The organism is Halomonas sp. BC04, from assembly GCF_000568385.1.
On the sequence record NZ_AZQX01000172.1, the window covers coordinates 19000 to 45691 of the forward strand.

The following is a 26692-nucleotide window of genomic DNA, read 5'->3' on the forward strand; positions in this document are numbered from 1 at the left end:
ATTTTTGACATACATCAAGTACGGCCGAATTCAGCTCAGATCGTACCTCAAGTTTCGGCACCATCTGCCGATTGATGCCCTAGACTCGAAGCCCCTTCAGGAGCCTGCATGAACCCTTCAACCATCATCGGTATGTTCGCCAGCGTCATTCTGCTGGTCAGCGTACTCTTCTTCACCGCCGAGTCGCCGCAGAGTTTTCTTAACCTTCCCGGACTTGCCATCGTACTGGCCGGCACCATGGCGGCCACCTTCATCAGCTATCCGCTGAAGGAAGTCCTCAGGGTCGTGCGCCTGGTGGGGCTGGTGTTTCGGCGTGAGAACACCTATACCCGGGATGATATCAAGGAGCTGGTCGATATCTCGCGGCTGTGGTTCAAGGGCGATGTCCGTGCTGTCGAGGAGGCTCTGGAGAAGGCGCGCAACCCCTTCCTGCGTACCGGCATCCAACTGGTGATTGCCAATACCAAGGAAGACGAGATCTTCGATCTGCTGCGCTGGCGTATCGCTCGCCTTAAGGCCCGTGAACATGCCGAGGCGCAGATATTTCGTACCATGGCCACTTATGCACCGGCCTTCGGCATGATCGGGACCCTGGTAGGGCTGGTCAACATGCTGGAAGTCATGGAGGCCGGCGACCTTCACGTCATCGGCCCGCGGATGGCCATCGCCCTGCTTACGACATTCTACGGCATCCTGCTGGCCAACCTTGTGTTCAAGCCCATTGCGGTGAAGCTCGAGCGACGCACCGAGGAGCGCCTGATCGCCATGAACATGGTCTTCGAGGGGATTTCGTTGATCACCAAGCGGCGCCTGCCCTCCTTTATCGAGGAGACCCTCAACTCCTTCGTGGCCAATTATCACGACGAGATCCGCGATCCCGTCGTGTCCGATCGTTCGCGTGGGGCGGACAATGGGCCGGCGGCAGGGAAGGGGCAGAATGCTTGATCGTGGCATGCGCGACATGCTCGACCCTCCCGCGCTGGAGGGCGACAGTGATGGCTGGCTGATGAGCTATCTGGATGTCCTCACGCTGCTCATCACGCTCTTCGTATTACTGCTCTCGCTGGCCGGCAACGGCATTGCCATTCAGGGCAGCCGGCACGGCGGCGAAAGCGCTGCATTCATCACGCCGCAGGCCGAGGCGGCGGCGCGCATGGTGGCGGGCTCCGGGCTCAAGCCGCGCCATGAGGCTTGCAGCCGCGCTTCCCGGGGCTCGATATCGAGGGCGTCAGCGTTGCCGAGGGGCAGCAGGGCATCACGCTGCGTATCGACGACAATTTGCTGTTCTCCAGCGGTCAGGCCGACCTGACCGCACAGGGGCGTGAAGTGCTGGGCAGCCTGCGTGAGGTGCTGGGAGCCTTCGAAGGCGACGTGTCGGTGGAGGGGCATACCGACAGCATTCCCATCGCGACGGCACGCTTCCCCTCCAACTGGGAGCTCTCGTCGGCGCGGGCCATCGCGGTCCTGCGCTACCTCGCCGAACTGGGCGTCGGTATCGAGCGGCTACGTGCGGTGGGTTATGCGGAGACGCGCCCGCTGGAGAGCAACGATACCGCTGAGGGCCGGGCCATGAACCGTCGCGTGGAACTCCTGCTCAAGCAGGAGTTGAGTGCGAGATGACGCTGGAAAAAACGCTCAGTCAGATTATCCAGCGATGATACCTGCCCGGGAAAAGCGCCCGCAGGGGCGCTGGTCGGCACTTCAGGCCGCCATGATCTATACCGTGGCGGTCGTGCTTGTGCTGCTTGCCATCGTCTGGGCATTGAAGGAGCGCCACGATCGCGAGCTGGACGCTGCCCAGGGCCGTGTGCTGGCACAGGCTGAACTGATGGCCGAGTGGGCTTCCGGTACCTTCAACAGCACCGACAACACGCTGAGCGGCCTGGCCAACCTCTTTGCCCTGTCCATCGATGGCGGTATCGATCAACGTTTCGCCAGGGCCTTTGAATCCCTGGTCTCCCAGCGCCAGCAGAGCCTGCCTTTCCTGGATGCCCTCGGCATCATCAGTCATACCGGCGAGACACTCTATACGATGGGGAACCCCGGGTTTCCCGGACATGACCTGGAGGAGCGTGCCTTCATCCGCAGGTTTCTTCAGGACCATGAACAAAGCCATTCCGATAGCTACTGGAATCCGGAGTCGGGCGATCATCGCATGCTCTACCTGAGGCGCATGTTCGATGCGGACGGGTTTTTCCTCGGTGTCGCGGCGGCACGACTGGACCTCTATTTCATCACCCACGCCCTTCAGCGGCTGACGCTCGATCCTGGCGAGAGTATCGCCGTTATCGACGGCAATCTTCGTCTGATCGCTCGGCGGCCGGATCTGGAGAACCTGCCCATGACACAGGCGCTGGGCATGCAGATCGATGCCCCGGCGGTAGCCGAGCTCATTGCCGGTGAGCGAAGTGGGGCCATTACCCTTCGCTCGCCACTGGCCGGGGACAGCCGGATCTTCGGTATCGGGCGAGTCGAGGGCATGCCGATCGTGGTCGTCGTGGGCTACAGCGTACGCAGCGTGCTCGCCTCCTGGCATCAGCAGGTGGTGATACTGACCCTGGGCTGGCTGCTGACGGCGGCACTCGGCCTGCTGATCCTGCTCCACTATCTGCGCCTTTCACGCACGGAAGCAGAGCTTCAGTGCAGCGAACAGGCGCTGCGGGAGATCAACCACTCCCTGCAGGCGGAACTGCGCATCGCCGCCATGGCATTCGAGACGCACCTTGGCATGTTCATCACCGATGCCAAGGGGATCATTCGCAAGGTCAATGCCACCTTCGAGCACATCACCGGCTACAGTGCCGAGGAGGTGCTGGGCGAGAATCCCCGTCTGCTCAATTCTGGCCGCCACAATGCCGATTTCTATCGTGAGATGTGGAGCAGCATCCATGCGGAGGGCAGCTGGCAGGGTGAGGTCTGGAACCGGCGCAAGAACGGCGATACCTATCCCCAGTGGGTCACCATCAGTGCGGTAAAAGATGCGCAGGGAGAAGTCACCCACTACGTGGCGACGATCAGCGACCTGACGCACCGTAAGGCGGCTGAGCAGGAGGCGCATCGGCTGGCCTTCTTCGACCCGCTTACCGGGTTGCCAAACCGGCGCATGATGCTCGACAGGCTGGAGCAGGCACTCGGGGCGTCCCATCATAGCGAACAGCAGGGCGCTCTGCTGTTCATCGACCTGGATGGCTTCAAGCATATCAATGACAGCCTGGGCCATCAGCTGGGTGACGAGCTCCTGCAGCTCATGGCCAGACGCATTCAGGCCGTCAGCCGTGATGCCGATCTGGTGGCGCGCTTGGGGGGCGACGAGTTCGTGATCCTGGCGGAAGGCCTGGGCGAGACCATCGACGGCGCGTCCCAGACGGCGGAACGCCTGGCGACCAGGCTGTTGGGCAAGCTCACACAGCCCTGCTGGTTGGGCGACCATCGGCACCTGCTCTCCGGCAGCATCGGCATCACCCTGCTCGGCGATGGCACCTGCCGAGTGGACGAGTGTCTGCAACAGGCCGAGATGGCCATGTACCAGGCGAAGCAGGCGGGACGCAACACGCTGCGCTTCTTCGACCCCGTGATGCAGGCGGTGGCGGTGCGGCGCGCCATGATCGAGTCGGACCTGCGCCAGGCCATTCGCCGTGGAGAACTGCGGCTTTTCTACCAGTTACAGGTAAACGGCCATTCGCAGGTGACCGGGGTCGAGGCGCTGCTGCGCTGGGAACATCCGGTGCACGGCATGATTCCGCCGGGCGATTTCATCCCGGTGGCCGAGGAGAGCTATCTGATCGTTTCCATTGGCGGCTGGGTGCTGGAGACAGCGTGCGACAATTGGCAAGGTGGGCCGGCGCGCCGGAAACCGCGGGCCTGACCATGGCGGTCAACATCAGCCCGCTGCAGTTCCAGCAGCCGGACTTCATGGCCAACCTTGAAGCGATACTCGAGATGACCGGGGCACGACCGGAGCGGTTGAAACTGGAGTTGACCGAGACGCTCTTCATGGAGGAGCCCGATGCGGTCCGCGAGACGATGCTCGGCGTCCAGGCCATGGGAGTGCGCTTTTCGCTGGATGACTTCGGCACCGGCTACTCCTCCCTCTCCTACCTCAACCGCCTGCCGCTCCACCAGCTGAAGATCGACCAGTCATTCGTTCGTACCCTGTTCGAGGATACGTCGAATGCGGTAATTTCCGCCTCTATCATCAGCCTGGGGCGCAACCTGGGGCTCGAGGTCATTGCCGAGGGTGTGGAAACCCAAGCGCATCGCGACTGGCTAGAGGCCCACGGCTGCCATGCCTACCAGGGCTATCTCTACTCCCGACCGCTACCCATCCATGAGCTGACGAGGTTGCTGGAATCCTCTGCCTGTGCCACCCGCTCCTAGCCGGTGGCACAGGCAGGACCGGTCAGCCTTCCACCCGACCCAGCAGCAGGAACTCGATCAAGGCCTTCTGGGCATGCAGGCGATTGCCGGCCTCCTGCCATACCACGCTGCGGGGGTCATCGAGCAGCGTCTCGCTGATTTCTTCACCACGATGGGCCGGCAGGCAGTGCAGGAAAAGCACGTCTTGGCGGGCGCGGTCGAGGAGCGCCTCGCTGACCTGAAAGCCGGCGAAGTCCGCTTCACGCTTGGCCTGCTCCTCCTCCTGGCCCATGGAGGCCCAGACATCGGTTGTGACCAGATGGGCATCGGCCACAGCCTGCTGCGGATCGTGGAGGATGCTGACGCGATCGCCTGCGGCATCGACAATGTCCTGGCGCGGCTCGTAGCCCTCGGGGCAGCAGATGCGGAGCTGGAAATCGAACTGCCGTGCGGCGTTGATCCAGGAGTGGCACATGTTGTTGCCGTCGCCGATCCACACGGCGGTGTGCCCCTTGACGCTGCCGCGCAGCTCGGTCCAGGTCATCACGTCGGCCAGCAGCTGGCACGGATGGTAGTCGTCGCTCAGCGCATTGATCACCGGTACCGAACTGGCGTCGGCGAAGGATTCCAACCCTTCATGGGAAAAGGTGCGGATCATGACTGCATCGACCATTTCGGCGAGTACCCGGGCGGTATCGCCGATGGGTTCGCCTCGGCCAAGCTGGGTGTCCCGCGGGGAAAGAAAGAGGGCATGGCCGCCGAACTGCGCCATGGCGGTCTCGAAGGAGACCCGGGTGCGTGTCGAGGACTTCTCGAAAATCATCGCCAGGGTACGGTTGGTGAAGGGCGAATAGGTCGGCCCCTGGGCGCGCAGGCGGTTCTTGATCGTGATGGCGCGTTGGATCAGGTAGTGGAGCTCTTCCGGGCTCAGGTCCAGCAGGGTCAGGAAATGGCGTGTCGCCATGGCGATCTCTCCGCGCGAAAAAACCCCCATCCTATCCAGCCCACAGGGGATGCGCAATGCGCTCGTCATCAGTAGAATGAGGGCCATGAGCAAAGGCTGAGCGTCGTACTCGGGTATTTGGCGGCGCCGTCAGTACCATTGACCCAACAGGAGTGAACATGAGCACCACCCTCGAGACCATTCAGCGCCAGATCAGTGAAAACCCCATCCTGATCTACATGAAGGGCACCCCTCAGCTGCCCCAGTGCGGTTTCTCCGCCCAGACCGTCCAGGCCCTGATGGCCTGCGGCGAGCGTTTCGCCTTCGTCAATATCCTGGACAACCCGGATATCCGTACCGAACTGCCGAAGTATGCCAGCTGGCCGACTTTCCCGCAGCTGTGGGTCGAAGGCGAACTGGTGGGCGGTTGCGATATCGTCGGTGAGATGCACCAGAACGGTGAGCTGGAGACCCTGATCAAGGCAGCGGCGGCGCGTGCCCAGGCGCAGGAGGAGCAGGGCGGCAACGCCTGATCGCTGAGCAACCTGATCACTTGCAACACGGCTTCACGGGCTATCCCCGCGCTGGTTGGCAGCTTTGGTCTGAAGCTTGGCTGGTATGGTCTGACGAGATCGTCGAGACGGGCCCGCGAGATGAACTCGCGGGCCCGTCTCGTTCCGGCAGCCTGCTAGAACTCCTCCAGCCCCTGCTCCCGCTGAGCCAGGGCCCAGCCGCCGAGATCCTTGTAGCGATTGACGATGGCGCAGAACAGCTCGGCGGTACGCTCGGTGTCGTAGCGCGCCGAGTGGGCCTCCTGATTGTCGAAGGCGATGCCGGCGGCGCGACACGCCCGGGCCAGTACCGTTTGGCCGTAGATGAGGCCGGACAGGGTCGCGGTATCGAAGCTGGAGAAGGGGTGGAAGGGGTTGCGCTTGACCCCGCAGCGAGCGACGGCGGCATTGAGGAAGCCGTGGTCGAAGGCGGCATTGTGGCCCACCAGCACAGCCCGGGTGCAGCCATGGGACTTGATCGACTTGCGCACCGGCCTGAATATCTCACCCAGGGCCTCGGATTCGCTGAGGGCGACACGCTGGCGTAGCGGGTCGTCCAGCTTGATGCCGGTAAAGTCGAGCGCCGACTGCTCCACGTTGGCGCCAGTGAAGGGCTGCACATGAAACGCATAGGTGGCGTCCGGGATCAGGTTGCCTTCCGGATCCATGGTCAGCGTCACCGCGGCGATCTCGAGTATGGCGTCGCGTTCGGCATTGAAGCCACCGGTTTCCAGGTCTACCACTACGGGCAGGAAGCTCCGGAAGCGCTGGGCCATCAGCTCGCGGGCGATCGCTTCACTCATGCGCCTCTCCTTATCGTGAGCATCGTGTTCCTTATTGGTCGGCTCGAGAGAAGTCGGGGTCAGGCCCCGCCGAATCCGCGAAAGTCTAGCAGTTTGCCGCTCCCACGTCCCGCCGCCGGTATTCGCCGGGCAACAGCCACGCTATACTTGGTGGCTTATGACGCTTACCAGAAAGGAGCCCCGAATGTCCGATGTCAAGAAGGTCGTGCTTGCCTATTCCGGCGGGCTGGACACATCCGTCATCGTCAAGTGGTTGCAGGAAACCTACAGCTGCGAGGTCGTGACCTTTACCGCCGACATCGGTCAAGGCGAGGAAGTCGAGCCGGCACGCACCAAGGCTGAGGCCCTGGGTGTGAAGGAGATCTACATCGAGGACCTGCGCGAGGAGTTCGTTCGCGACTATGTCTACCCGATGTTCCGCGCCAATACCATCTACGAGGGCGAGTACCTGCTGGGTACTTCTATCGCGCGGCCGTTGATCGCCCGGCGCCTGATCGAGATCGCCAACGCGACCGGCGCCGACGCCATCTCCCATGGGGCCACCGGCAAGGGCAACGACCAGGTGCGTTTCGAGCTGGGTGCCTACGCCCTCAAGCCCGGCGTCAAGGTGATCGCACCTTGGCGCGAGTGGGATCTCACGTCCCGCGAGAAGCTGATGGCCTACTGCGAGCAGCACGACATCCCGGTCGATTTCTCCAAGAGCAAGAAGAAGTCGCCCTACTCCATGGATGCCAACCTGCTGCACATCTCCTACGAGGGCGGCATCCTCGAGGATCCCTGGGCCGAGGCGGAAGAGGACATGTGGCGGTGGAGCGTTTCCCCCGAGGCAGCGCCCGACCAGCCACCTACGTCGAGCTCACCTATGAGCGCGGCGACATCGTCGCCCTCGACGGCAAGGCCATGAAGCCCCACGAGGTGCTCGAGACCCTCAACAAGCTGGGTGGCGACAACGGCATCGGTCGTCTCGATATCGTCGAGAACCGCTATGTGGGCATGAAGTCCCGCGGCTGTTACGAGACGCCGGGCGGCACCATCATGCTCAAGGCCCATCGCGCCATCGAGTCGATCACCCTGGATCGCGAAGAGGCTCACCTCAAGGATGAGCTGATGCCCAAGTATGCCAAGGTGATCTACAACGGCTACTGGTGGAGCCCCGAGCGTCGCATGCTCCAGGCCGCCATCGACGAGACCCAGAAGAACGTCTCCGGTGTCGTGCGGATCAAGCTCTACAAGGGGAGTGCCACCGTAGTGGGGCGCAAGTCGGAGCAGTCGCTGTTCGACGAATCCATCGCCACCTTCGAGGACGATGCCGGCGCCTACGACCAGAAGGATGCCGAGGGCTTCATCAAGCTCAACGCCCTGCGGCTGCGCATAGCCGCTGGCAAGGGCCGCCAGCAGGACTAAGGAAACGCTGATTTATTGCTGCGCTCGATATCTTGGCCGCCAGCGGTGCTCGTGCGCGAGCCCGGTCGAAATCCTCACCTAGTACCGCATAGGCTCCGGTTGACTCGAAACCTACGGTTTCTCGCTCCTCCGGAGCCATCCTGAGGATGTTTGTCGCTTCGCTCGGTTCTGTGCTCCGGTGGCGGCCAACCTCTCTTCGCTCGCAACATAAATCAGGCGTTCCCTGGAAGGATGCCTGTGGTGGCACCGGTTTGGCCGGTGCTCCTGTCTTGGGAGGTTGTATGTTAAAGAAACTGTTCTCCGGCCTGTTCGGCTCGGGTGACGACACCCCGAAAAACGCGCCGGCCGCCGAGGCCGTCGAATACAAGGGCTACCAGATCATTTCCGAGCCGGCCGACCAGGGCGGCCAGTGCCGCGTGAGCGGCTGGATTCGCAAGCCGGGCGCTGACGGCGAAATGCTCGAGCATCGCTTCGAGCGCTCCGACATGGTGCCCGGGCGGGAGGCCTGTGACCAGCTGATGGTCAGCAAGGCTCAGCGCTATATCGATCAGGTCGGCGACGAGATGTTCAAGTCACGCTGATAGTGCTCTTATCCATTAGAACAAGGGCAAACAGCACGGTGCAGTCGTAGACTGGGGGTAGCCTATTCCGGGAGCCTCCATGCGCCTACTGCACCGTGCCTCGCCCTGGCGTGAACTCTTTGCCGCCGACACTCTGCCTGACCCCGAGACGCTTCCCCCTCTGCTAGCCCCCCTGCGTGATGCGTTGGTCGAACTGGGCTCCGCCCCGGACCTGGCGGTCGCCTACGCCTGGCAGGCGCGCCTGGTCGAAGCGCTGCAGCGCCTCGACATACCCGCCTGGCGCATCAGCCAGCTGATCAGCGATCATAACGAACTGCTCTACCGCCGGGCCATCCAGCTCTCGCTCAACGAGATGCAGGGGCTGGGGTGGGGAGCGCCCCCGGTCGCCTTCTGTGTGTTGATCCTGGGCTCCGGTGCCCGCCACGAGAGTCTGCTGGGGCCTGACCAGGACAACGCCATGATCATTGCCGACTACCCCGATGCACGGCATACCGAGATCGATGGGTACTTCCAGTCACTGGGCGAGCGTTTCACGGCACGGCTGGATGAGGCCGGGATCCCGCTATGTAGCGGTCACGTCATGGCGCGCTGGCCGATGTGGCGCAAGCGGCTTTCCGAATGGCGTGAGCAGCTGACGCTGTGGAGCAGCGACCGGCGCATCAAGCGAGTCCAGCAGAGCAATATCCTGCTCGATTTCTATCCGGTGTATGGCGATGTGGGCCTCGCCGAATCCTTGAGCGATCACGTACAGCACCTGATGCCAGGCTCGAGTCTGTTCCTCGATGAGATGGCGTCGCTGTTGAAGGAACTACCGGTGGCGCTGGACCGTTTCGGGCGGCTTGCCGGGGATGGTGAAGGAGCCCCCACGACAATGCCATCAATCTCAAGCTCCAGGGCGTATTGCCGCTGGTCAACGCCGTTCGGCTACTTGCGCTCCGCCATGGCGTGCGTGTCGTCGATACGCGGCTGCGCCTGCCCGCACTGGTGCTCGAGGAGGCGCTGACAGCCACTCAGGCCCGTGGCCTTATCGCCGCCCTGGATCGACTTCAGGCCATCCTGTTGACGGCGCAGCAGGCCAGCGTCAAGGCGGATGCCACTCCCGATGGATGGATCGATCTGGCGCGCCTGGAAGATGACCAGCGGCTGCTGCTACGACACGATTTGCAGGCGATCCGCAGCCTGGTCAGGCTGGCGCAGAGCTAGGGGCAGCAGGGAGAGATGGGGGGAGAAGAGAAAACAGGAAACAGCACAGGACATTGTTGGTATTCCGCTTCCCTCCCTGGAAGCGGATTGGCTCAGTTGTTCTTGCCTGAGGTGGTCTTAAAAGGTCTCCCAATCCTCTTCCAGCTCTCGCACGGGCTGCTGGCGCTTGGGCGCTCGCTTCACAGCCTGCTGCGAGGGGGTGGTTACCGCCGAGGGCAGGGCGGGGCTCGTGCGGTTCATCGACGGGCTGGGCCGGGTCTCTGTATGCCGCGCCTCTCCGAGGATGAACTCCGACATGAGCTCATCCAGGCGACGGGCATTGTCGCGCATGGTGGCGGCGAGGCCGGCATTCTGGTGAACCATGGAGGCATTCTGCTGCGTCATGGTATCCATCTCCGCCACGGCAGTGTTGACCTGCTCGATCCCCGACGTCTGCTCACGGGCACCGGCGGTGATCTCGCTGATCACGTCCGAGACCTGGATCACGCTCTGGCGTAGCTCCTGCATGCGCTCCGCCGCGCCCTTGACGATCTGGCTGCCCTCCTGGGTGTGTTTCACCGAGGTATCGATCAGCCGCGAATATCCTTGGCCGCGTCGGCTGAACGGCTGGCGAGGTTGCGGACTTCCTGGGCGACCACGGCAAAGCCCCGGCCATGTTCTCCGGCCCTGGCGGCTTCCACCGAGCATTCAACGCCAGGATGTTGGTCTGGAAGGCGATCGAGTCGATCAAGCCGATGATATCGCTGATCTTGTTGGCCGACGCGTCGATGGATGCCATCTTGGCCTGCATCTCGGTCATGGCCTCATTGCCGCGCTCGGCAACCCCGGCGGCATTGGTGGCCAACCCGTTGGCCTGCTCGGATGCCTGGGCGGTGTGCGAGACGGTGGAGTGAATCTCCTCCATGGATGCCGAGGTTTCCTGCAGGTTGGCGGCGGCCTGCTCGGTGCGCGAGGAGAGTTCCTGAGTGCCGTCGGCCATGTCGCTGGCGCCGGCGAGGACGGTACGGGCGTTCCCGCGTACTTCCTGCAGGGTTCGCTGCATGCGCTCGACGAAGCCGTTGAACTGTACGGCGAGCTCCCCCACCTCATCCTGGCTATGGGTCGTCAGCCGGCGGGTCAGGTCACCCTTGCCCTGGGCGATATCGGCCATGGCCTGGGCGGTCTGCTTGATCGGCGCCAGTGCCTTGCGCGCCGAGAAACCGACGATGACCAGCAGCACCAGCAGTATCACCGCACCCACGATCAGCAGGGAGAACAGCAGGTTCGTCGAGACAGCGGTAAAGACATTGCTGGGAATGGCCGCCGCCAGCGCCCATCCCCCGGTTCCCCGAATCGGGCTCCAGACCATGGTCACGTTGCCGCCGAAGGGTGACACCACCTGCCCGATGCCGGCTTCACCGGAGAGTATGCGCTGGCCCAGTGCATTGGCACCCTGGAAGCCGGCCTGGTCGGCTTCGGTGACGTTGAGGTTCATGCGCAGGTCGGGGTCGGGATGGGCCACGACCATGCCGCTGCTGTCGACCATGTAGCCGTAGCTGCCTTCGCCCACGTCGATGGCGGAGGTGATCTCAGAGACGGCTTCCATCGACAGGGTGATGCCCAGCAGCCCGACGCGGTTTCCCGCCTCGTCGAAGATCGTCTCGGCAATTATCGCGGTGGGCAGGCCGCTCACCAGGGAGAGCACCGGGTCGGCCAGCAGCCGGTCCGTGGTGCCATCGGTGACCAGCTCCTGGAAGTAGCCGCGACCGGAGATGTCCGCCCTGGCGCCGGTATGGGTCACGGTATCGCCGCTGGCGTCGGCGAAGTAGAACGATTCGATGGTGGCATCGCCCGGATGACGGCTGGTCAGCCAGTCGAGATGCGCTTCCACGGGCACCGATTCGGCGAGCCGTTCGTCCTTGGCAAGCCCGGACAGCAGGGTCCGGTAACCCTCGATCCAGCGGCCGACTTCATTGGCCCGGGCTTCGACCTGACGGGCACTGGTGTCTTCCAGCATTGGCGGGATGGCATTGTTCAACTGGGTATTGACGATCAGGCCCAGCGCGATGAATGCCAGCAGTAACGGCAGGCCGATCGCGCCCAGCAGCTTCTGCGTGAGTGATAGACGTGTGAATCGCTTCATTGTGTAGGGGGCTCTCTTGGGACGTGGCAGTTAATGCAGGTCCAGGTGTTATCGACGAAGCAGCACAGCGAATCGGACCGTCTGCAGAAGCGCGACATGGCCCAGCGGCGCGTGATGGCCCGGCTTTCCGGATGCTTGTTGTTCTTGGATGTATGGCGGGCTTATCGAGCGCCTGGGCAGGCTGTTTCGTCATGCCCTGGGTACTACTGTTGGTACCTAGGGGTATCGGCGGGAGAGAGGTTTTCTTTAGCCAAAATCCGCGTAAACCCCCGCCCACTCGGGCGGGGATACAAGCGGGAGGCGCGCAGCGGCTCTATTCGGGGGTCCTCTGCCCTTGCACATAAGCCTTGAGTGTCTCGATAGTTGCCCCACCAGCACTGCAGGCGAAATACGAACGCGACCACAGCGCCGTGCTTCTGCTCAGCCTCGGAATATGCGTGTTCAAGTAGCGCACCCGCCGGGAGGACGTGGACTTCAAGTTGTTCACCAGCACGCTAATCGAAAGCTTGGGTGGGTATTCCACGAGCAGGTGAACGTGGTCTTCTTCCCCGTCGAACTCAAGAATGCGGCAGTCGAGCTTCTCGCAAGCCGATTCAAACGCCTCACGAAGTTGCCCTATCATGTGGCTGTCGAACACCTTGCGACGGTACTTCGTCGTGAAAACGAGATGAACGACCAAGCGGGTGATGCTGTGACGCCCTGTACGGTAGCCTTGCTGTACACTCATTTGACCGACGCCCCTTGAGCTCATATTCTATGGGCATTGTAGCAGTGAGCGCTGACATGCTGAAAGCCACCAAGATCCGCCTTTATCCCACAGCCGAGCAGGCGGAATGTTTGAACCGCCAGTTCGGCTCGGTGCGGTTCGTCTACAACATGGGCCTTCGCATCATGTCGCATCGCTACAAATGCCACGGCCAGTCGCTGAGCGCGAAACACGACATCAAGAAACTGCTGCCGGTGGCCAAGAAGTCCCGAAAGTATGGATGGCTGAAAGAAGCGGATTCAATCGCCCTCCAACAGGCGTGCCTCAACCTCGATCACGCCTTCCAGCGCTTCTTCGACCCCAAGCAGAAAGCCGGCTACCCACGCTTCAAGAGCAAGCGAGGCAAGCAATCCAGCTACCACTGCGTCGGCGTCAAGGCCGGTGAGGACTGGATCAAGATTCCCAAGCTCGGGCCGATCAAGGCGCGTGTCCACCGGCAGGTGGCCGGCAAGCTGAAAAGCATCACTCTCACTCGCACCACTACCGGCAAGTATTACGCATCCCTGTTGGTGGAAACCGAGGAGGCATTGCCAGCCCCGCTGTCGTCGCTGGATGGTGAGGCGGTGGTCGGGCTGGACGCCGGCCTCACGCACCTGCTGATTGACTCTCGCGGCCGCAAGACCGCTAACCCGCGCTTTCTTCGCCAGGCCGCCGCCAACCTGCGGCGCAAGCAGAAGGCGCTCTCCCGCTGCCAGAAGGGCAGCCGGCGCCGCGCCAAGGCGCGGCTGCTGGTGGCCAGGGCGCACGAACGGCTGGCAAATGCTCGCAACGACTTCCAGCACAAACTCTCTCGACAGATCGTTGACGACAACCAAGCGGTGATCGTCGAGACGCTGAAAGTCCGCAACATGATGAAAAACGCCCGCCTCGCCAAGCACATTGGCGATGCGTCCTGGCACGCCTTGATCACCAAGCTGGATTACAAGGCCAGGGAGCAGGGCAAACACCTGGTCAAGATCGACCCGTGGTTTGCCAGCTCCAAGACCTGCCATGTGTGCCAGCACAAGATGATGGACGCCATGACGTTGAGCATCCGGTCGTGGGAGTGCCCAGCCTGCCATGCGATCCACGACCGGGACATCAACGCGGCGCTGAACATCAAGCACCAAGGCATTATCAATTTGAAGGCGGAAGGGCTGTCCGTCTCTGCCCATCGAGGCTTGCGTAAGTCCGACACATCGTCGGCAGCTGCCTGAGAAGTGGGAAGCCTCGCCCGCTAGGGCGGGGAGCAGTCACCATCCCGCCGAAATCGGCTGGAAGCCCGAGAAAATTCTGGATGATGAAGAAGTGGTCTTCGAAGAGGCCGTCGGGCTCCAGCTCGGCAAGGGGGACCCAGCGGGCATGATCACCGCCCTTGACCGGCTTGAGCTGAGGCAACTGCTGATCGGGCCTGAGGGCAAAGTAGAAGGCTTCCGCCAGGGTACGCCCCCGCCAACTGCGATGCGGCTCGTCGAACAGGCGCTGCCCCCGCAGGGAGCCCTTCAATACCGGTTCCGGCACCTTCAGCCTGACCCTTTCGCGCAGCTCTCTCAGGCAGGCGTCGAGCAGGCGCTCATGGGGGTTGATGAATCCCCCTGGCAGGGCCAGCAGTCCCTTCCCGGGTGCTGCAGTGCGGCGCACCAGCAGCACATGGCCCGACTGCACCACGACGGCATTGACGGTGACGAAGACCGGCGGGTAGGGCGCCTGAGCCCAGGCCTGGCGATACTGCTCCAGCAGTTGCTGCTCTTCCATCAACTGCTGGTGGGCGTCACTGCCGGCAAAGCGGCGAAGTTCCGCACAGACAGGGGGTGGCAGGTCATGGGTGGCGCCGGTACTCAGGTAATCGTCAGTAGAGGAGCGGGAACGGAACAGGCGTTCGCGTATCTGGCTGGCGGATATCCCTTCGACCAGGGGCACACTGAGCGACTCCCATTGCGGAAACAGGGAGAGATAGTAGCTTGACTGGCCGCGGCTTGCGCCAATCAGGCCGATACGTGGCAGCCGGGCATGGTGGTGCCCGGCAATGTCACGTACCTTGCGCTGGACATCGCGCACCCAGACGTCATTGTTGTAGAGCGCATCCAGCAACGGCACTATCTCGAGCCGTGCATTTTCCTCCTCATCGAAACAGCCGCGCAGCAGGGCCTGGCGCTCTTCGAATCGCCAGGGATTGCGCAGTGAGCGGGCCTGCCAGGCGGAACCAACAAGCACGATGACCTGCCGGGCATGGCGCAGTGCTTCGTTGATGACTGCCAGATGGCCAAGGTGAGGGGGTTGGAAGCGGCCGATGAATACGAGACAGTCAAAATCATGGTCGGAAGCGGACATCGGCGAATCCTTCGCTGGCGGCTCGGGGCCGCCTATTATGGAGGGCGTCAGGCAGCGCTGCAATGGACGACCGACAGGGCCATTCGAGATGTACCCAGATCACAAGGAGGCGAGGTGCAGACCCATATCGTGACGTTCTGGTGGGGAGTGATTCAGGATTCCGTCCAGCTCTGGCTGCAGCGCAATGCCTTCAGCTATGCCGGGTCACTGGCCTTCTACACCCTATTTTCATTGGCACCGACGATCATCATCGCGGTCACGGTCATTGGCGTGGTGTTTGGCGAAGAAGCGGCCCAGGGGCAGATCGTGGCACAGCTGGAAGGGGTCCTTGGGGCAGAGGCGGCCAACGCCGTCGAACAGGCCGTGGCGGCATCGCGAATCGAGGAGAGCGGCCTGTTGCCGACACTGCTCGGGGTCGGTGCACTGCTGATTGGCGCCACCACCGTTTTCGCCCAGATGCAGTTCTCCCTCAATACCATGTGGGGGGTGACCGCCAAGCCCGGGCGCAACGGATTGTTGCTGTTTCTGCAGAAACGCCTGATGTCGCTGGCCGTGGTGCTGGCTATTGGCTTCATCCTGCTGGTCTCGCTGGTATTCGGCGTCATGCTTCGTGCGCTGATGGTGGCCGGCGACGACCTGGTGCCCTTCGTCGGGCCCTTGACCACGGCGGTTGAATTCTTGATCACGCTAGCGGTCATTACCGCGCTCTTTGCGACGATCTTCAAGGTGTTGCCTGATGTCGTGCTGGGCTGGAAGGATGTCCTGCTGGGGGCTTTGATCACCGCGCTGCTGTTTGCCATCGGGCGCAGCGGCATCGCCGCCTACCTTGCCTACACGGCAACGGCTTCCACCTATGGTGCCGCCGGTTCGGTGGTCATGATCCTGCTGTGGGTCTATTATAGCTCGCTGATCCTGCTGTTCGGCGCCGCCTTCGTCCGCAGCCACTTGCTGGCCCAGGGACGGAAGATCATCCCACGAAACAGGGCCGTACTGGTGAGGCGGGAGCTGCTGGAAACCTGAGCCGGGCGGTCTGGGCCGCCCGGCTCCGAAGACTATGCCAGAAACGAGGCCGAAAGCGATTTCAACAGCTATGCCAGGAGCCGTTCACGGGCTAATTCGTCGGCGATAGTCGCCGGACTGGTGCCGCTACGCCGGGCGCGTTCGAATATCTCGTCAAGGGTCGCCGTGATGCGCTCCACATGGGCCATCACGGCGTTGCGTGAATACTTCTCGTGACGCTGGTACTCGACCTCGATGACGCCGCCGGCATTGGCGACGTAATCCGGTGCATAGAGAATCCCCCGGCCATGCAGCAGATCGGCCACGTCCGGCGTCGCCAGCTGATTGTTGGCCGCACCGCATACCACACCTGCCCGCAGGCGCTTTGCCACATCCGCGGTCAGGACCGCTCCCATGGCACAGGGTGCGAAGACATCCACCTCTGCATCGAATATCGCAGCCGGAGTGGTGATGGCCGCGTCGACCTCCTCGGCCAGCCGCTCCAGGGCCTCCTGGTCGATATCGGTCAGCACCAGGCGGGCTCCTGCGGCGTGTAGCTGACGCGCCAGGTGCGCCCCGACATGGCCGACGCCCTGAATGGCGACACGAAGGCCATCCATATCGCCCCGTCCCAGGCCATGACAAATGGCACTCTGCAGTGCGCAGAAAACGCCATGGGCGGTAAAGGGAGAGGGGTCGCCGGATTCACCGGGGCGACGGGCCAGACCGCTGACATGAGCCGTGGTTTCATGGATATGGCGCATGTCGGCTTCGCTGGTACCGGAATCTTCCGCCGTGATGTAGCGCCCCCCCAGGGAGTCGACCAGCCGCCCCATGGCACGCAGCAGTGCCGGGGTCTTGTCCCGGCGCGGGTCGGCTATGATCACGGCCTTGCCGCCGCCCAGCGGCAGGTCGGCGAGGGCCGACTTGTAGCTCATGCCACGGGAGAGGCGCAATACATCGGTGAGGGCGTCGTCTTCACTGGCGTAGGGGTAGATACGCAGGCCGCCCAGGGCCGGGCCGCGGCGAGTATCGTGGATGGCGATGATGGCGCGCAGACCGCTGGCCGCATCGCTGCCGAAGACGATCTGCTGGTGGTGATCGAATTCGGGATGATCGAAGACCTGCATGGTTTTTCTCCCTTGTGAGGATGCTTTGTTGTGATGTTGCTGGCCCGATCAGGGCCGTTGAAGGGGCTGTCGTCGCTTGTGGCAACGACAGGTTCCCTATCCTGAAAGATTAGAGCATTCCCGCGGCGCCGAGAACCGGTACCGTCCAATGGTCGTGGAACTGTGCCGACTTGCCTTTTCGACGACCGGCTGGTCGTCCGGTGCCGGGGATGGTAGAACGAGGGAACGATGTTTCGCAGGGAGGAGGTGCCATGAACAAGCGCTGTGTGAAGGCGGTGGTGGCAGGGAAGGTTCAGGGAGTGTGGTACCGCAAGGCAGTGCAGGATCAGGCGCTCCAGCACGGAGTGACCGGCTACGCCAAGAACCTGCCTGACGGTCAGGTGGAGGTAATGCTGTGCGGCGAGGGAGAGGCGGTCAACAAGGTGGCGACCTGGCTCTGGCAAGGCCCACCGAATGCCCGGGTCACCCACGTGGAGCTCGAGTCACTCGAACCCAGGGACCCGGACAATTTCGTCACACTGTAGTAGTCAGTCAGGCCAGCGTGGCGGTAATCCACTCCACCACGCATCGCCATCCGTCTCGAGACAGACCTCGACCAACGGTGTCTGCGACCAGCGCTCCTGGATGAAGCCGCGTCCCTCCGGCGCGAAAATGGTTTGTCCCTCGGCCACGCCTTCGGTCACCACTGCCAGGTGCCCCGGCGCTGTGGTGAACAGCTCCGGGCGTAACAGCCAGGCGAGGGCGCAGCTGTCATGGGGGCAGCAGCCATCGATGCCGAGAAACTCCCGGTAGAAGTCCCGGTAGAACGCATAGCTGCCCGCAAGCACCTCGCCCAGCTTGCCCTGGCCTGCCTTGATGCGTGCCATGTGCGATGGCGTCAGAACACAGCGATGGGTGACATCGAGCCCAACCAGGGTCAATGGCCAGCCGGCGGTGAGAACGCGCTGGGCGGCATGGGGATCGTTGAACATGTTGGCTTCCGCGACCGGCGTGACATTGCCCCCCTCGCGTATCGATCCGCCCATGATCACCACTCGCTTGACCTTATCGGTGAGTGCCGGGTCGAGCTGCAGCGCTGCGGCAAGATTGCCTACCGGCCCGACCGCTACCAGGGTCACCTCTCCGGGGCGGGCATCGACGGTGTCGACGATGAACTGCGCGGCGCTGCGCGGGTCCTTTTTCCCCTTGACGTCGGGCAGCTCGATATTGCCCAGGCCGTTGGCACCATGGATATGAGCCGGTGCCGGGTGACGCGGCTTGACCATGGGACCGGCGGCCCCCTGGGCAACCGGCACATCGTCGCGGCCGGCCAGTTCGCTCAGCAGCAGGGCATTGTGGGTGGCGGTCTCCACGTCCACGTTGCCGTAGGTCGTGGTCAAGCCGAGCAGCTCAATCTCGGGGTGGCGCAGGGCAATGGCGATGGCCTGGGCGTCATCGACCCCGGGGTCGGTATCGAAGATGATGGAATGAGGCACGTGGACTCCTTTCTCTAGGTGAAGTGAACGCATCAGGTCATTCAGGAAGAGGAGGGCGCATGGAACTGGCTCAGCGCCTGGTCGACGCCGGCCCGCCGAGGAATGCTTTCGGCCGCACCTGACTGCTGGACACAAAGCGCCGCTGCATGGGCGGCCAGTTCGAGGCAGCCCGCCACCGTTGTGCCTTCCTGCCGAGCGGCCATGAAATAGCCGATGAAGGTATCGCCAGCACCGGTGGTATCCACTGGTTTGACCGGCAGGGCCGGCTGATAGATTTGGGTGCCCCCCGACTGATACCAGGCGCCAGCGCCGCCGAGCGTCAGTACCGTCTCGGTGTCGGGCAGGCGCTGTTGCAGGCCCTCGAGCAGGGCTTGGGCATCGGATGACTCGGGCAAGCCAACCAGGCCCGCGGCCTCGACACGGTTGACGAACAGCAACTGGCAGGTATCCAGCGGCAGTCGAGCCCCATCATCCGTCATGGGTGCCGGGTTGAAGGCAATGTTCAGTCCCCGATCGCGAGCGATCGCAAAGAGCTCCGGCAGTGCATTGCACTCGTTCTGTGCCAGCAACCACTCCCCGGGTTTGGCCGAGGCCACGAGGTTAACGAGCTGCGATGGAGCAAAGCCGTGATTGGCGCCGGGAAACAGGATAATGGCGTTCTCGCCGTGATCGTCAACCTGGATGATGGCATGGCCACTGGGTTCGTCGACCAGCTCGACGTGGGTGACGTCAACCCCGGCATCGGCCAGGCGATCCCGCGCCCAGGCATCCTGTCGCCCCAGCCGCCCCCAGTGGCTGACCCGGCCGCCGGCAAGGGCCATGGCCAGGGACTGATTGGCTCCCTTGCCACCGAGCCCTACCTGGTAGGCGCGGCTGGCAAGGGTCTCGCCAGGGTGAACCAGATGCGGAACGCGGTAGACGTGATCAAGATTGATCGATCCAAAGTTGTGCAGCATGGCACCCTCGATTTCAGCTCGCTGTAATATCCCGCAGGTTCTCCGCCGTCAGCGACACGATACGCTGACGTGCCTCCGGCGTGATCCAGGCATTGTGCGGCGTGACGATCAGGTTCAGCGACTCCTCCAGGGCATCGAGCAGCAGATGTCCGTCCCGGGGCGGCTCCACCGGAAGCACGTCAACGCCAAGACCACCGAGCTTTCCTTCGCGCAACGCCTCAAGCGCCGCCAGCTCGTCGATGATCCCGCCCCTTGCACAGTTTACCAGCAGTGCACTCGGCTTGAGCGTGGCCAGCAGGGAGGCATCGAACAGGTGGCGGGTGGCATCGTTCAGGGGGCAGTGCAGTGAGATCACGTCCGCCTCGGTGGCCAGCCTGGCAAGGGCGGGGCGTGGGTCATTGGCTTCATTGCCAGGCCTGGCGGCAAAGCTTACCCGCATGCCGAAGGCCTCCGCCAGAGCGGCAACGCGGCCACCCAACTCACCCTGGCCCACGATGACAAGATGCTTGCCCTCGAGCTGCAGCGTACCGTGGTCCATGAGACAGAAGAAGGGGCTGACGTTCCAGCGTCCGGCTGCCACATCGCGTTGGTAGAGCGGCAGGCGATTGGCCAGCGCAAGAATCAGCATCAGCGTATGCTGTGCCACGCTGGCCGTGCCGTAGGCGGTGACATTGCGCACTTCGATGCCCAGCCGGCCTGCAGCCGGGATATCGATATTGTTCATGCCGGTAGCCAGTAGGCAGATTGCCCGAAGCGAGGGCAGGGCATCGAGCGTGGCCCCATCCAGCACCACCTTGTTGACGATGGCGATTTCTGCACCCTCGAGTCGCTCGAGAATCTGCTCGGGAGCGGTATGCTCATGAACATCGAGTTGATCGACCCGCTCGCGGATCGGCGACAGGTCGATATCGGCACCCAGACTCGCGGCATCCAGTATCACGGCTTTCATGGAAGATTCCTTTAGTAAGTCCGCCTTTATGTTGGTCCGCCATGCCAGGGCTGGGACAGGCCTGGCATGGCAGGCTATAATGTCCGGCTTTCACGGCAGGCTTGGAAAGTCCCTCGCACGACCCAATATTGCCGGAGGTTGCGCGCTGTTGAATCAGGAGTGAATTGAACCATGCCCATCTATGAATATCAGTGCAAGGCCTGCGGCCACCGTCTGGAAAAGCTGCAGAAGCTCAGTGCCGCTCCCCTGACGGATTGCCCCGCCTGCGAGACTCCCGAGCTCACTCGCCTGGTTTCCGCCGCGGGCTTCCGGCTGGCCGGTGGTGGCTGGTACGAGACCGACTTCAAGTCCGGCAGCAAGAAGAACATCGCCGGTGACACCGGCAGCACCGGCAGCGAGACAAAACCATCTACCAAGGCCGGTGAGTCAAAACCACCCGCCAAGGATGGTGCCGCGGCCTGAGCCCGCGCCCATTGCGACCAACCCTTTCGATAACGCTAGAGAACAGGATACGACATGCGCAGCCATTATTGCGGCCAGCTGAACGAAACCCTGGTGGACCAGACGGTCAGCCTGTGCGGCTGGGTACATCGCCGCCGTGACCACGGGGGTGTCATCTTCCTCGACCTGCGCGATCGCGATGGCATTGCTCAGGTAGTGGTCGACCCCGATACCGCCGAGGCCTTCGCCACTGCCGACCGAGCACGGAGCGAGTTCGTCCTGCGAATTACCGGCCGTGTCAGGCTGCGCCCTGAGGGAACCCAGAACCCCAAGATGCCCACCGGGCTGATCGAGGTACTGGCCAAGGAAGTCGAGGTGCTCAATACTGCTGCCACGCCGCCGTTCCAGCTCGACGAGCATGGCCGGGTGGGTGAGGAGGTGCGTCTCAAGCACCGCTACATCGACCTGCGCCGCCCCGAGATGATCGAGAAGCTGCGTCTCCGCTCACGGATTTCCCATAACGTGCGTGCTTTCCTTGAAGGACAGGGCTTCCTCGATATCGAGACCCCGGTCCTGACCCGTGCCACACCCGAGGGTGCCCGTGACTACCTGGTGCCCAGTCGCACCCACCCCGGCAGCTTCTTTGCATTGCCTCAGTCTCCCCAGTTGTTCAAGCAGCTACTGATGGTGGCGGGCTTCGACCGCTACTACCAGATCGCCAAGTGTTTCCGTGACGAGGACCTGCGCGCCGACCGCCAACCGGAATTCACCCAGATCGACCTCGAGGCGTCCTTTGTCAGCGAGGACGACATCATGGGGATCAGCGAGGCGATGATTCGCCAGCTCTTCCAGGAAGTACTGGACCTCGAGCTGCCCGAGTTTCCCCGCATGACGTGGGCCGACGCCATGCACCGCTTCGGCTCCGACAAGCCGGACCTGCGCATCCCGCTGATGCTGGTCGACGTCGATGACCTGATGCAGCAAGTGGATTTCCAGGTCTTCTCCGGCCCGGCCAGCGCCGATGATGGCCGCGTGGCCGCGCTCAAGGTACCTGGCGGCGGTGGCATGTCGCGCAAGGTCATCGACGAGTACACCCGGTTCGTCGGCATCTACGGCGCCAAGGGACTTGCCTGGATCAAGGTCAACGACCGCTCCAAGGGCATCGAAGGCCTGCAGTCACCCATCGTCAAGTTCATGGAGAACGTGATCGAGGAGCTGCTGGACCGGGTCGGCGCCGAAGATGGCGACATCATCTTCTTCGGTGCCGACAAGGCCCGCGTCGTCAACGAGGCGCTGGGTGCGCTGCGCGTGAAGCTGGGAGAGGACCTCAACCTCTATACCCAGGCCTGGGCACCGCTGTGGGTGGTCGATTTCCCCATGTTCGAGTCCGACGACAACGGTCGCCTAAGCCCGCTGCACCACCCGTTCACCTCGCCCTCGTGTAGCCCCGAGGAGCTCAAGGCCAACCCCGCTGGAGCCTTGTCGCGAGCCTACGACATGGTGCTCAACGGCACAGAGCTGGGCGGCGGCTCCATCCGTATTCACGACCAGGCCATGCAGAGCACCGTGTTCGAGATTCTCGGCATCGGCGCAGAGGAGGCCCGTGAGAAGTTCGGCTTCCTGCTCGATGCCCTGCACTATGGCGCGCCACCCCATGGCGGCCTCGCCTTTGGCCTCGACCGCCTGGTGATGCTGATGGCCGGCGCGCGTACCATTCGCGAAGTGATCGCCTTCCCCAAGACCCAGAGCGCCGGCTGTCTGTTGACCGACGCCCCGGGGGAGGTTTCCGCCGACCAGCTCAAGGATCTCAACATTCGCCTGCGCCAGAAGGCCAGGGCCGAGACCGGCAACGAGTAAGCGGCGACAGAGTAGCCACCCTGTTCACCGGCGCCCTATGGCGCCGGTGTCATATTAGGAGCCTGTCGGACTTAACGCTGATCTACTGCGACGATCGGTCAAATCCGACAGGCTCCTAGGCATCTCGACAGCGAGAGCATGTGAGGAGACACGGCATGGCCGGGCACAACGAATGGGCCGACATCAGCCGCCAACAGACGGCTCCGGGGCGTTGTACATGATGATCCTGGGCATCGATCCCGGGTCGCGAATTACCGGCTACGGCGTGCTCGACCTTAGTGGGCCGACGCCCCGCTATGTGGCCAGCGGTTGTATCCGCCTGCAGGGCGACGATCTGGCCCAGCGGCTCGCACAGGCCTATGCCGGCATCAGCGAACTGATTGCAATGCATAAGCCCGGCGAGTTCGCCATCGAGCAGGTATTCATGTCGAAGAACGCCGACTCGGCACTCAAGCTCGGGCAGGCCCGGGGCACCGCCATCGTCTGCGCCGCCAACCATGGCTTGCCCGTCAGCGAATATGGCCCGCGCCAGATCAAGCAGGCGGTCACCGGCACGGGTAGTGCCAGCAAGGCCCAGGTCCAGCATATGGTGGTTGCCATCCTCGGGCTGGATGGGGCGCCGCAGGCCGACGCCGCCGATGCGCTGGCCATTGCGCTGACCCACGCCCACGCGCGTTCCGGGCTGATGACGACCGGCAGCTTTGGCGGACATCGCACCCATCGCCGGGGAAGCTCCTGGCGAGATTACCAACCTTGATTCACGCGTTGTTGCGGCTTGAAACAATTTTCGAACGCTGTTTGAAGCTGGGCTAGTCAGCCGCTTGAGCGACCAGTATAGTGGCGCCATGGTGGCCATAGGCTTTGTCTGAAAAGTCGGCGAGCGAAGGCCAGACAAGGCAAAAGTCGGCGAAAAGACGGAGTTTACGCGGTGTAAATGAGTACTTTGAGCCGAGTTTTAACGCCGTATGGTCGAGTGCAGCCAGTTTTCGGACAGAGCCTAAGTGCCTTGTTACATTCAGGATCGGTATAGCGAAGCCCATGATCGGACGCCTGCGTGGAACCCTGCTCGATAAGCAGCCGCCCTGGCTGGTAGTGGACGTGGCCGGTATCGGCTATGAACTGGAAGCCTCCATGACCACGCTGGTGGCGCTACCAGGCATCGGGGAGGCGGTTTCCCTGTTCACTCACCTTACCGTGCGTGAGGACGCGCACCTGCTCTTCGGCTTTGCCCGCGAGCAGGAGCGGTCACTGTTTCGCGCCCTGATCAAGGTCAACGGCATCGGTCCCAAGCTGGCCCTGGCGATCCTCTCCGGCATGGATGAGACGGCTTCATCCGCTGTGTCATGGATGACGACGTCAAGTCCCTGACGCGACTGCCGGGCGTGGGCAAGAAGACCGCCGAACGCCTGATCATCGAGATGCGTGACCGTTTCCCCCACTGGGAGCAGCCCGCCGACATGGTGGAGGCCGGATTGGGTGGCGCCGAAGCCTCACGCCGACAGGATCCCCTGGTCGATGCCGAAGCGGCTCTGGTGAGCCTGGGCTACAAGCCCGCGGAAGCGGCAAAGATGTTGTCGGGCCTGGACGAGGGCCTCTCTACCGAGGCCATGATCAAGGCGGCCCTGACCCGTCGCCTGGCAGGATGAATCCCATGAGCGCGAGGGGCTGGCATGATTGACAATGATCGACTGATCGCCGCCGGCGAGCACGACGGTGAGGCTCGCGTCGACTATGCGATCCGCCCCAAGCGCCTGGCCGAGTACATCGGCCAGCCCAGGGTCCGCGAGCAACTGGAGATCTTCATTACCGCTGCCCGTGGGCGTGACGAAAGCCTGGACCACACCCTGGTGTTCGGCCCGCCGGGACTGGGCAAGACGACGCTGGCCAATATCATTGCGGCCGAAATGGGAGTGGGCATGAAGTCCACTTCCGGCCCGGTGCTGGAGCGTGCCGGCGATCTTGCAGCGATGCTCACCAACCTGCAGCCGGGTGACGTGCTCTTCATCGACGAAATCCACCGCCTGTCACCCGTGGTGGAAGAGATTCTCTATCCCGCCATGGAGGATTTCCAGTTGGATATCGTCATCGGTGAGGGGCCGGCGGCACGCTCCATCAAGCTGGACCTGCCTCGCTTCACCCTGGTGGGCGCGACCACTCGCGCTGGCCTGCTGACCTCTCCGCTGCGGGACCGTTTCGGCATCGTCCAGCGCCTTGAGTTCTACGATATCCAGGAGCTCACAGAGATCGTCACCCGCTCGGCGCGACTGCTGGGGGTGGAGACCGACCGCGAGGGGGCCACCGAGGTAGCGCGCCGCTCCCGGGGCACGCCGCGTATCGCCAATCGCCTGCTGCGTCGCGTTCGCGACTTTGCCCAGGTTCGAGCCAGCGGCCGGGTGAATGCTGACATCGCCGACCAGGCGCTGAACATGCTGCATGTGGACCATCATGGCCTCGACCACATGGATCGCCGACTGCTGCTGGCGATGATAGAGAAGTTCGACGGCGGCCCGGTAGGGGTCGACTCCCTGGCGGCCGCCATCGGTGAGGAGCGCGACACCATCGAGGACGTCATCGAACCCTATCTGATCCAGCAGGGTCTGATGATGCGCACCGCCAGGGGCAGGGTGGTCACCCGTCAGGCATGGCAGCACTTCGGGCTGTCGCCCCATGAGCAGGCCCTGGATGCCGCTGGAGAGGTACGGCCGTGACCGAGTTTCGTCTCCCGGTACGGGTCTACATGGAGGATACCGATACCGGCGGTATCGTCTATTACGTCAATTATCTCAAGTATATGGAGCGGGCTCGCAGTGAGTGGCTACGCCATCACGGCTTCACCCAGAGCGAGCTGCTGGAAACCGGTATTCAACTGGTGGTGCATCGTCTCGAGTGTCGCTATGCCAAGCCCGCACTCATGGACGACGCCCTGGAAGCCACAGCCGCCATTCATTCGGCAGGCCACTGTCGTGCAAGCTTTCTGCAAACGGTAACCCGTAACGGGGAACCCTTGTGTGAAGCCAGGGTCGACATCGCTTGCCTGGACGCTGCCCGACTCAAGCCCACGCCATGGCCGTCGGCAATTGCCGCGGCTCTCAACGGTTAACTGAAAGTTCGACGAGGATGCCTGTGAACGACTCGATGTCAATTCCACACCTGATCATGAGCGCCAGCACCGTGGTGCAGTTGGTCATGCTGATCCTGGTGATCGGCTCGATCCTCTCCTGGGTCGTGATTTTCCAGCGCACTTTCGTCATGCGCCGCGCTCGCCACGCCCATCAGTTGTTCGAGGAACGCTTCTGGTCCGGTGTCGACCTCAACGAGCTGTATCGCGAAACGCCCTCCGAGCAGGAGACCCAGGGCGCCGAACAGGTCTTTCGCGCGGGATTCCGCGAGTTCAACCGCCTGATGGCGAAGACCAAGAGCCCCGACGCTATCCTCGATGGCGTTCAGCGCAGCATGCGGGTCGCCTGGTCCCGGGAAGAGGAACGACTTTCCCTGCACCTGGTGTTCCTGGCCACTGTCGCCTCGGCCAGCCCCTATATAGGCCTGTTCGGCACCGTATGGGGCATCATGGGATCTTTCCAGGCGCTCTCGCTGACTCAGCAGGCTACGCTCACCACGGTTGCCCCCTGGATTGCCGAGGCCCTGATCGCGACGGCCATGGGCCTGTTCGCGGCTATCCCCGCCGTCATCTTCTACAATCGCCTCTCCTCCGAGTCGAGCCGGTTGTTGGGCAAGTACGAAGACTTCGCCGAGGAGTTCCACTCCATCCTGCACCGTAATCTGCAGGGACGCAGCGAAGCCGGCGCTGCCTGAAGGAGCCGCACCCATGCAAGGACCTTTCAATCG

At 62.9% G+C, this 26692-nt stretch carries 25 protein-coding genes and 4 pseudogenes; 19 read left to right on the forward strand and 10 right to left on the reverse strand.

Translation table 11 applies throughout. The features are described 5' to 3' along the window. The first annotated feature begins 108 nt into the window (after positions 1-108). The 4 genes and pseudogenes from Q427_RS12045 (at position 109) to Q427_RS36265 (ending at position 4377) form a co-directional block, all read left to right on the forward strand. The gene (locus Q427_RS12045; RefSeq protein ID WP_043514151.1) at positions 109-945 is read left to right on the forward strand and encodes a motility protein A; all 837 of its coding nucleotides are present in this window, start codon (positions 109-111) and stop codon (positions 943-945) included. Continuing rightward, the gene (locus Q427_RS36255; protein ID WP_331280620.1) at positions 938-1309 is read left to right on the forward strand and encodes a flagellar motor protein MotB; all 372 of its coding nucleotides are present in this window, start codon (positions 938-940) and stop codon (positions 1307-1309) included. The genes Q427_RS12045 and Q427_RS36255 overlap by 8 nt, the downstream gene beginning before the upstream one ends. Continuing rightward, positions 1192-1620 carry an OmpA/MotB family protein gene (locus Q427_RS36260; protein WP_331280621.1) on the forward strand — a complete coding sequence of 143 codons (429 nt, stop codon included), beginning with the start codon at positions 1192-1194 and terminating at the stop codon, positions 1618-1620. The genes Q427_RS36255 and Q427_RS36260 overlap by 118 nt, the downstream gene beginning before the upstream one ends. Positions 1621-2704: 1084 nt before the next feature. Next, a pseudogene (locus Q427_RS36265) lies at positions 2705-4377 on the forward strand (putative bifunctional diguanylate cyclase/phosphodiesterase). Between the two features lie 22 nt (positions 4378-4399). Here Q427_RS36265 and argF read toward each other — a convergent pair. Next, positions 4400-5320: an ornithine carbamoyltransferase gene (gene argF, locus Q427_RS12060; protein ID WP_043514187.1), complete on the reverse strand. Its 921-nt coding sequence runs from the start codon at positions 5318-5320 to the stop codon at positions 4400-4402. Positions 5321-5478: 158 nt separating this feature from the next. Between argF and grxD the strand changes: the two genes are divergently transcribed. Further along, entirely contained in the window at positions 5479-5832 is a 354-nt protein-coding gene (gene grxD, locus Q427_RS12065) for a Grx4 family monothiol glutaredoxin (RefSeq protein ID WP_043514152.1), read from the forward strand. Between the two features lie 155 nt (positions 5833-5987). Here grxD and rnt read toward each other — a convergent pair whose 3' ends face one another. After that, positions 5988-6653, reverse strand: a complete 666-nt coding sequence (gene rnt, locus Q427_RS12070) for a ribonuclease T (protein WP_043514154.1) — start codon at positions 6651-6653, stop codon at positions 5988-5990. A 184-nt stretch (positions 6654-6837) separates the two neighbouring features. On the opposite strand from rnt, the pseudogene Q427_RS12075 reads away from it, so the two are divergent. The 4 genes and pseudogenes from Q427_RS12075 (at position 6838) to Q427_RS36270 (ending at position 9841) form a co-directional block, all read left to right on the forward strand. Further along, positions 6838-8057: pseudogene (locus Q427_RS12075) on the forward strand (argininosuccinate synthase). Positions 8058-8338: 281 nt separating this feature from the next. Further along, a complete protein-coding gene (locus Q427_RS12080; protein WP_043514156.1) occupies positions 8339-8638 on the forward strand; it encodes an HlyU family transcriptional regulator in 300 nt (99 codons plus the stop codon). A 79-nt stretch (positions 8639-8717) separates the two neighbouring features. Continuing rightward, positions 8718-9641, forward strand: a complete 924-nt coding sequence (locus Q427_RS12085; protein ID WP_331280622.1) for a DUF294 nucleotidyltransferase-like domain-containing protein — start codon at positions 8718-8720, stop codon at positions 9639-9641. Then, entirely contained in the window at positions 9539-9841 is a 303-nt protein-coding gene (locus Q427_RS36270; RefSeq protein WP_331280623.1) for a putative nucleotidyltransferase substrate binding domain-containing protein, read from the forward strand. Before Q427_RS12085 ends, Q427_RS36270 begins: the two co-directional genes overlap by 103 nt. Before the next feature lie 117 nt (positions 9842-9958). On the opposite strand, the gene Q427_RS35305 is transcribed toward Q427_RS36270, so the two are convergent. The 3 genes from Q427_RS35305 to tnpA form a co-directional block, all read right to left on the reverse strand. Continuing rightward, complete coding sequence (locus Q427_RS35305) at positions 9959-10372, reverse strand: hypothetical protein (RefSeq protein WP_269321233.1); 414 nt, start codon at positions 10370-10372, stop codon at positions 9959-9961. Next, complete coding sequence (locus tag Q427_RS12090) at positions 10278-11963, reverse strand: methyl-accepting chemotaxis protein (protein WP_051496318.1); 1686 nt, start codon at positions 11961-11963, stop codon at positions 10278-10280. Before Q427_RS12090 ends, Q427_RS35305 begins: the two co-directional genes overlap by 95 nt. A 313-nt stretch (positions 11964-12276) precedes the next feature. Then, on the reverse strand, positions 12277-12690 hold the full coding sequence (gene tnpA / locus Q427_RS12095) for an IS200/IS605 family transposase (protein ID WP_081785965.1): 414 nt from the start codon (positions 12688-12690) through the stop codon (positions 12277-12279). A gap of 56 nt (positions 12691-12746) precedes the next feature. Here tnpA and Q427_RS12100 point away from each other — a divergent pair, with 56 nt between their 5' ends. Beyond that, positions 12747-13925, forward strand: coding sequence for an RNA-guided endonuclease TnpB family protein (locus Q427_RS12100; RefSeq protein WP_043514159.1), 1179 nt, complete (start codon positions 12747-12749; stop codon positions 13923-13925). Here the strand turns inward: Q427_RS12100 and Q427_RS12105 are convergent. Then, on the reverse strand, positions 13846-15039 hold the full coding sequence (locus Q427_RS12105) for a bifunctional nicotinamide-nucleotide adenylyltransferase/Nudix hydroxylase (protein WP_231613663.1): 1194 nt from the start codon (positions 15037-15039) through the stop codon (positions 13846-13848). The two genes, Q427_RS12100 and Q427_RS12105, sit on opposite strands and share 80 nt — an antisense overlap. Positions 15040-15153: 114 nt before the next feature. Between Q427_RS12105 and Q427_RS12110 the strand changes: the two genes are divergently transcribed. Beyond that, complete coding sequence (locus Q427_RS12110; RefSeq protein WP_043514161.1) at positions 15154-16059, forward strand: YihY/virulence factor BrkB family protein; 906 nt, start codon at positions 15154-15156, stop codon at positions 16057-16059. A 68-nt stretch (positions 16060-16127) separates the two neighbouring features. Here the strand turns inward: Q427_RS12110 and Q427_RS12115 are convergent, their stop codons facing one another. Beyond that, positions 16128-17168 carry a Glu/Leu/Phe/Val family dehydrogenase gene (locus Q427_RS12115; RefSeq protein WP_043514163.1) on the reverse strand — a complete coding sequence of 347 codons (1041 nt, stop codon included), beginning with the start codon at positions 17166-17168 and terminating at the stop codon, positions 16128-16130. Between the two features lie 251 nt (positions 17169-17419). Between Q427_RS12115 and yccX the strand changes: the two genes are divergently transcribed. After that, positions 17420-17692, forward strand: coding sequence for an acylphosphatase (gene yccX / locus Q427_RS12120; protein ID WP_043514165.1), 273 nt, complete (start codon positions 17420-17422; stop codon positions 17690-17692). A gap of 7 nt (positions 17693-17699) precedes the next feature. Here the strand turns inward: yccX and Q427_RS12125 are convergent. The 3 genes and pseudogenes from Q427_RS12125 to Q427_RS12135 form a co-directional block, all read right to left on the reverse strand. Continuing rightward, a pseudogene (locus tag Q427_RS12125) lies at positions 17700-18643 on the reverse strand (nucleoside hydrolase). A gap of 41 nt (positions 18644-18684) precedes the next feature. Further along, entirely contained in the window at positions 18685-19599 is a 915-nt protein-coding gene (locus Q427_RS12130) for a ribokinase (RefSeq protein WP_043514167.1), read from the reverse strand. Between the two features lie 13 nt (positions 19600-19612). Beyond that, positions 19613-20548 (reverse strand): D-2-hydroxyacid dehydrogenase, encoded by a 936-nt coding sequence (locus Q427_RS12135; protein ID WP_043514169.1) that lies wholly within the window; start codon positions 20546-20548, stop codon positions 19613-19615. Positions 20549-20719: 171 nt separating this feature from the next. On the opposite strand from Q427_RS12135, the gene Q427_RS12140 reads away from it, so the two are divergent. From Q427_RS12140 to tolQ, 7 genes and pseudogenes are all read left to right on the forward strand, one after another. Further along, positions 20720-21010 (forward strand): FmdB family zinc ribbon protein, encoded by a 291-nt coding sequence (locus Q427_RS12140; protein WP_043514171.1) that lies wholly within the window; start codon positions 20720-20722, stop codon positions 21008-21010. A gap of 54 nt (positions 21011-21064) precedes the next feature. After that, a complete protein-coding gene (gene aspS, locus Q427_RS12145; RefSeq protein WP_043514173.1) occupies positions 21065-22846 on the forward strand; it encodes an aspartate--tRNA ligase in 1782 nt (593 codons plus the stop codon). A gap of 217 nt (positions 22847-23063) precedes the next feature. Continuing rightward, positions 23064-23603: a crossover junction endodeoxyribonuclease RuvC gene (ruvC, locus tag Q427_RS12150; protein ID WP_043514175.1), complete on the forward strand. Its 540-nt coding sequence runs from the start codon at positions 23064-23066 to the stop codon at positions 23601-23603. 281 nt (positions 23604-23884) lie between these two features. Then, positions 23885-24492: pseudogene (gene ruvA, locus Q427_RS12155) on the forward strand (Holliday junction branch migration protein RuvA). 24 nt (positions 24493-24516) lie between these two features. After that, positions 24517-25554, forward strand: coding sequence for a Holliday junction branch migration DNA helicase RuvB (gene ruvB / locus Q427_RS12160; protein WP_043514177.1), 1038 nt, complete (start codon positions 24517-24519; stop codon positions 25552-25554). Beyond that, a complete protein-coding gene (ybgC, locus tag Q427_RS12165) occupies positions 25551-25946 on the forward strand; it encodes a tol-pal system-associated acyl-CoA thioesterase (RefSeq protein ID WP_043514179.1) in 396 nt (131 codons plus the stop codon). The genes ruvB and ybgC overlap by 4 nt, the downstream gene beginning before the upstream one ends. A gap of 35 nt (positions 25947-25981) precedes the next feature. After that, complete coding sequence (gene tolQ, locus Q427_RS12170) at positions 25982-26659, forward strand: protein TolQ (protein WP_231613664.1); 678 nt, start codon at positions 25982-25984, stop codon at positions 26657-26659. Positions 26660-26692: the final 33 nt, after the last annotated feature.

What these genes read in the sequence shown, in the direction of transcription:
- Q427_RS12085 (WP_331280622.1), top strand. Translation starts at nt 8,718, where the DNA reads ATGCGCCTACTGCACCGTGCCTCGCCCTGGCGTGAACTCTTTGCCGCC.
- tolQ (WP_231613664.1), top strand. Translation starts at nt 25,982, where the DNA reads ATGTCAATTCCACACCTGATCATGAGCGCCAGCACCGTGGTGCAGTTG.
- Q427_RS12045 (WP_043514151.1), top strand. Translation starts at nt 109, where the DNA reads ATGAACCCTTCAACCATCATCGGTATGTTCGCCAGCGTCATTCTGCTG.
- Q427_RS36255 (WP_331280620.1), top strand. Translation starts at nt 938, where the DNA reads ATGCTTGATCGTGGCATGCGCGACATGCTCGACCCTCCCGCGCTGGAG.
- Q427_RS12105 (WP_231613663.1), bottom strand. Translation starts at nt 15,039, where the DNA reads ATGTCCGCTTCCGACCATGATTTTGACTGTCTCGTATTCATCGGCCGC.
- Q427_RS12100 (WP_043514159.1), top strand. Translation starts at nt 12,747, where the DNA reads ATGCTGAAAGCCACCAAGATCCGCCTTTATCCCACAGCCGAGCAGGCG.
- tnpA (WP_081785965.1), bottom strand. Translation starts at nt 12,690, where the DNA reads ATGAGTGTACAGCAAGGCTACCGTACAGGGCGTCACAGCATCACCCGC.
- Q427_RS12130 (WP_043514167.1), bottom strand. Translation starts at nt 19,599, where the DNA reads ATGCTGCACAACTTTGGATCGATCAATCTTGATCACGTCTACCGCGTT.
- Q427_RS12115 (WP_043514163.1), bottom strand. Translation starts at nt 17,168, where the DNA reads ATGCAGGTCTTCGATCATCCCGAATTCGATCACCACCAGCAGATCGTC.
- Q427_RS12090 (WP_051496318.1), bottom strand. Translation starts at nt 11,963, where the DNA reads ATGAAGCGATTCACACGTCTATCACTCACGCAGAAGCTGCTGGGCGCG.
- yccX (WP_043514165.1), top strand. Translation starts at nt 17,420, where the DNA reads ATGAACAAGCGCTGTGTGAAGGCGGTGGTGGCAGGGAAGGTTCAGGGA.
- argF (WP_043514187.1), bottom strand. Translation starts at nt 5,320, where the DNA reads ATGGCGACACGCCATTTCCTGACCCTGCTGGACCTGAGCCCGGAAGAG.
- Q427_RS12140 (WP_043514171.1), top strand. Translation starts at nt 20,720, where the DNA reads ATGCCCATCTATGAATATCAGTGCAAGGCCTGCGGCCACCGTCTGGAA.
- Q427_RS12080 (WP_043514156.1), top strand. Translation starts at nt 8,339, where the DNA reads ATGTTAAAGAAACTGTTCTCCGGCCTGTTCGGCTCGGGTGACGACACC.
- aspS (WP_043514173.1), top strand. Translation starts at nt 21,065, where the DNA reads ATGCGCAGCCATTATTGCGGCCAGCTGAACGAAACCCTGGTGGACCAG.
- Q427_RS12135 (WP_043514169.1), bottom strand. Translation starts at nt 20,548, where the DNA reads ATGAAAGCCGTGATACTGGATGCCGCGAGTCTGGGTGCCGATATCGAC.
- grxD (WP_043514152.1), top strand. Translation starts at nt 5,479, where the DNA reads ATGAGCACCACCCTCGAGACCATTCAGCGCCAGATCAGTGAAAACCCC.
- ruvB (WP_043514177.1), top strand. Translation starts at nt 24,517, where the DNA reads ATGATTGACAATGATCGACTGATCGCCGCCGGCGAGCACGACGGTGAG.
- ruvC (WP_043514175.1), top strand. Translation starts at nt 23,064, where the DNA reads ATGATGATCCTGGGCATCGATCCCGGGTCGCGAATTACCGGCTACGGC.
- rnt (WP_043514154.1), bottom strand. Translation starts at nt 6,653, where the DNA reads ATGAGTGAAGCGATCGCCCGCGAGCTGATGGCCCAGCGCTTCCGGAGC.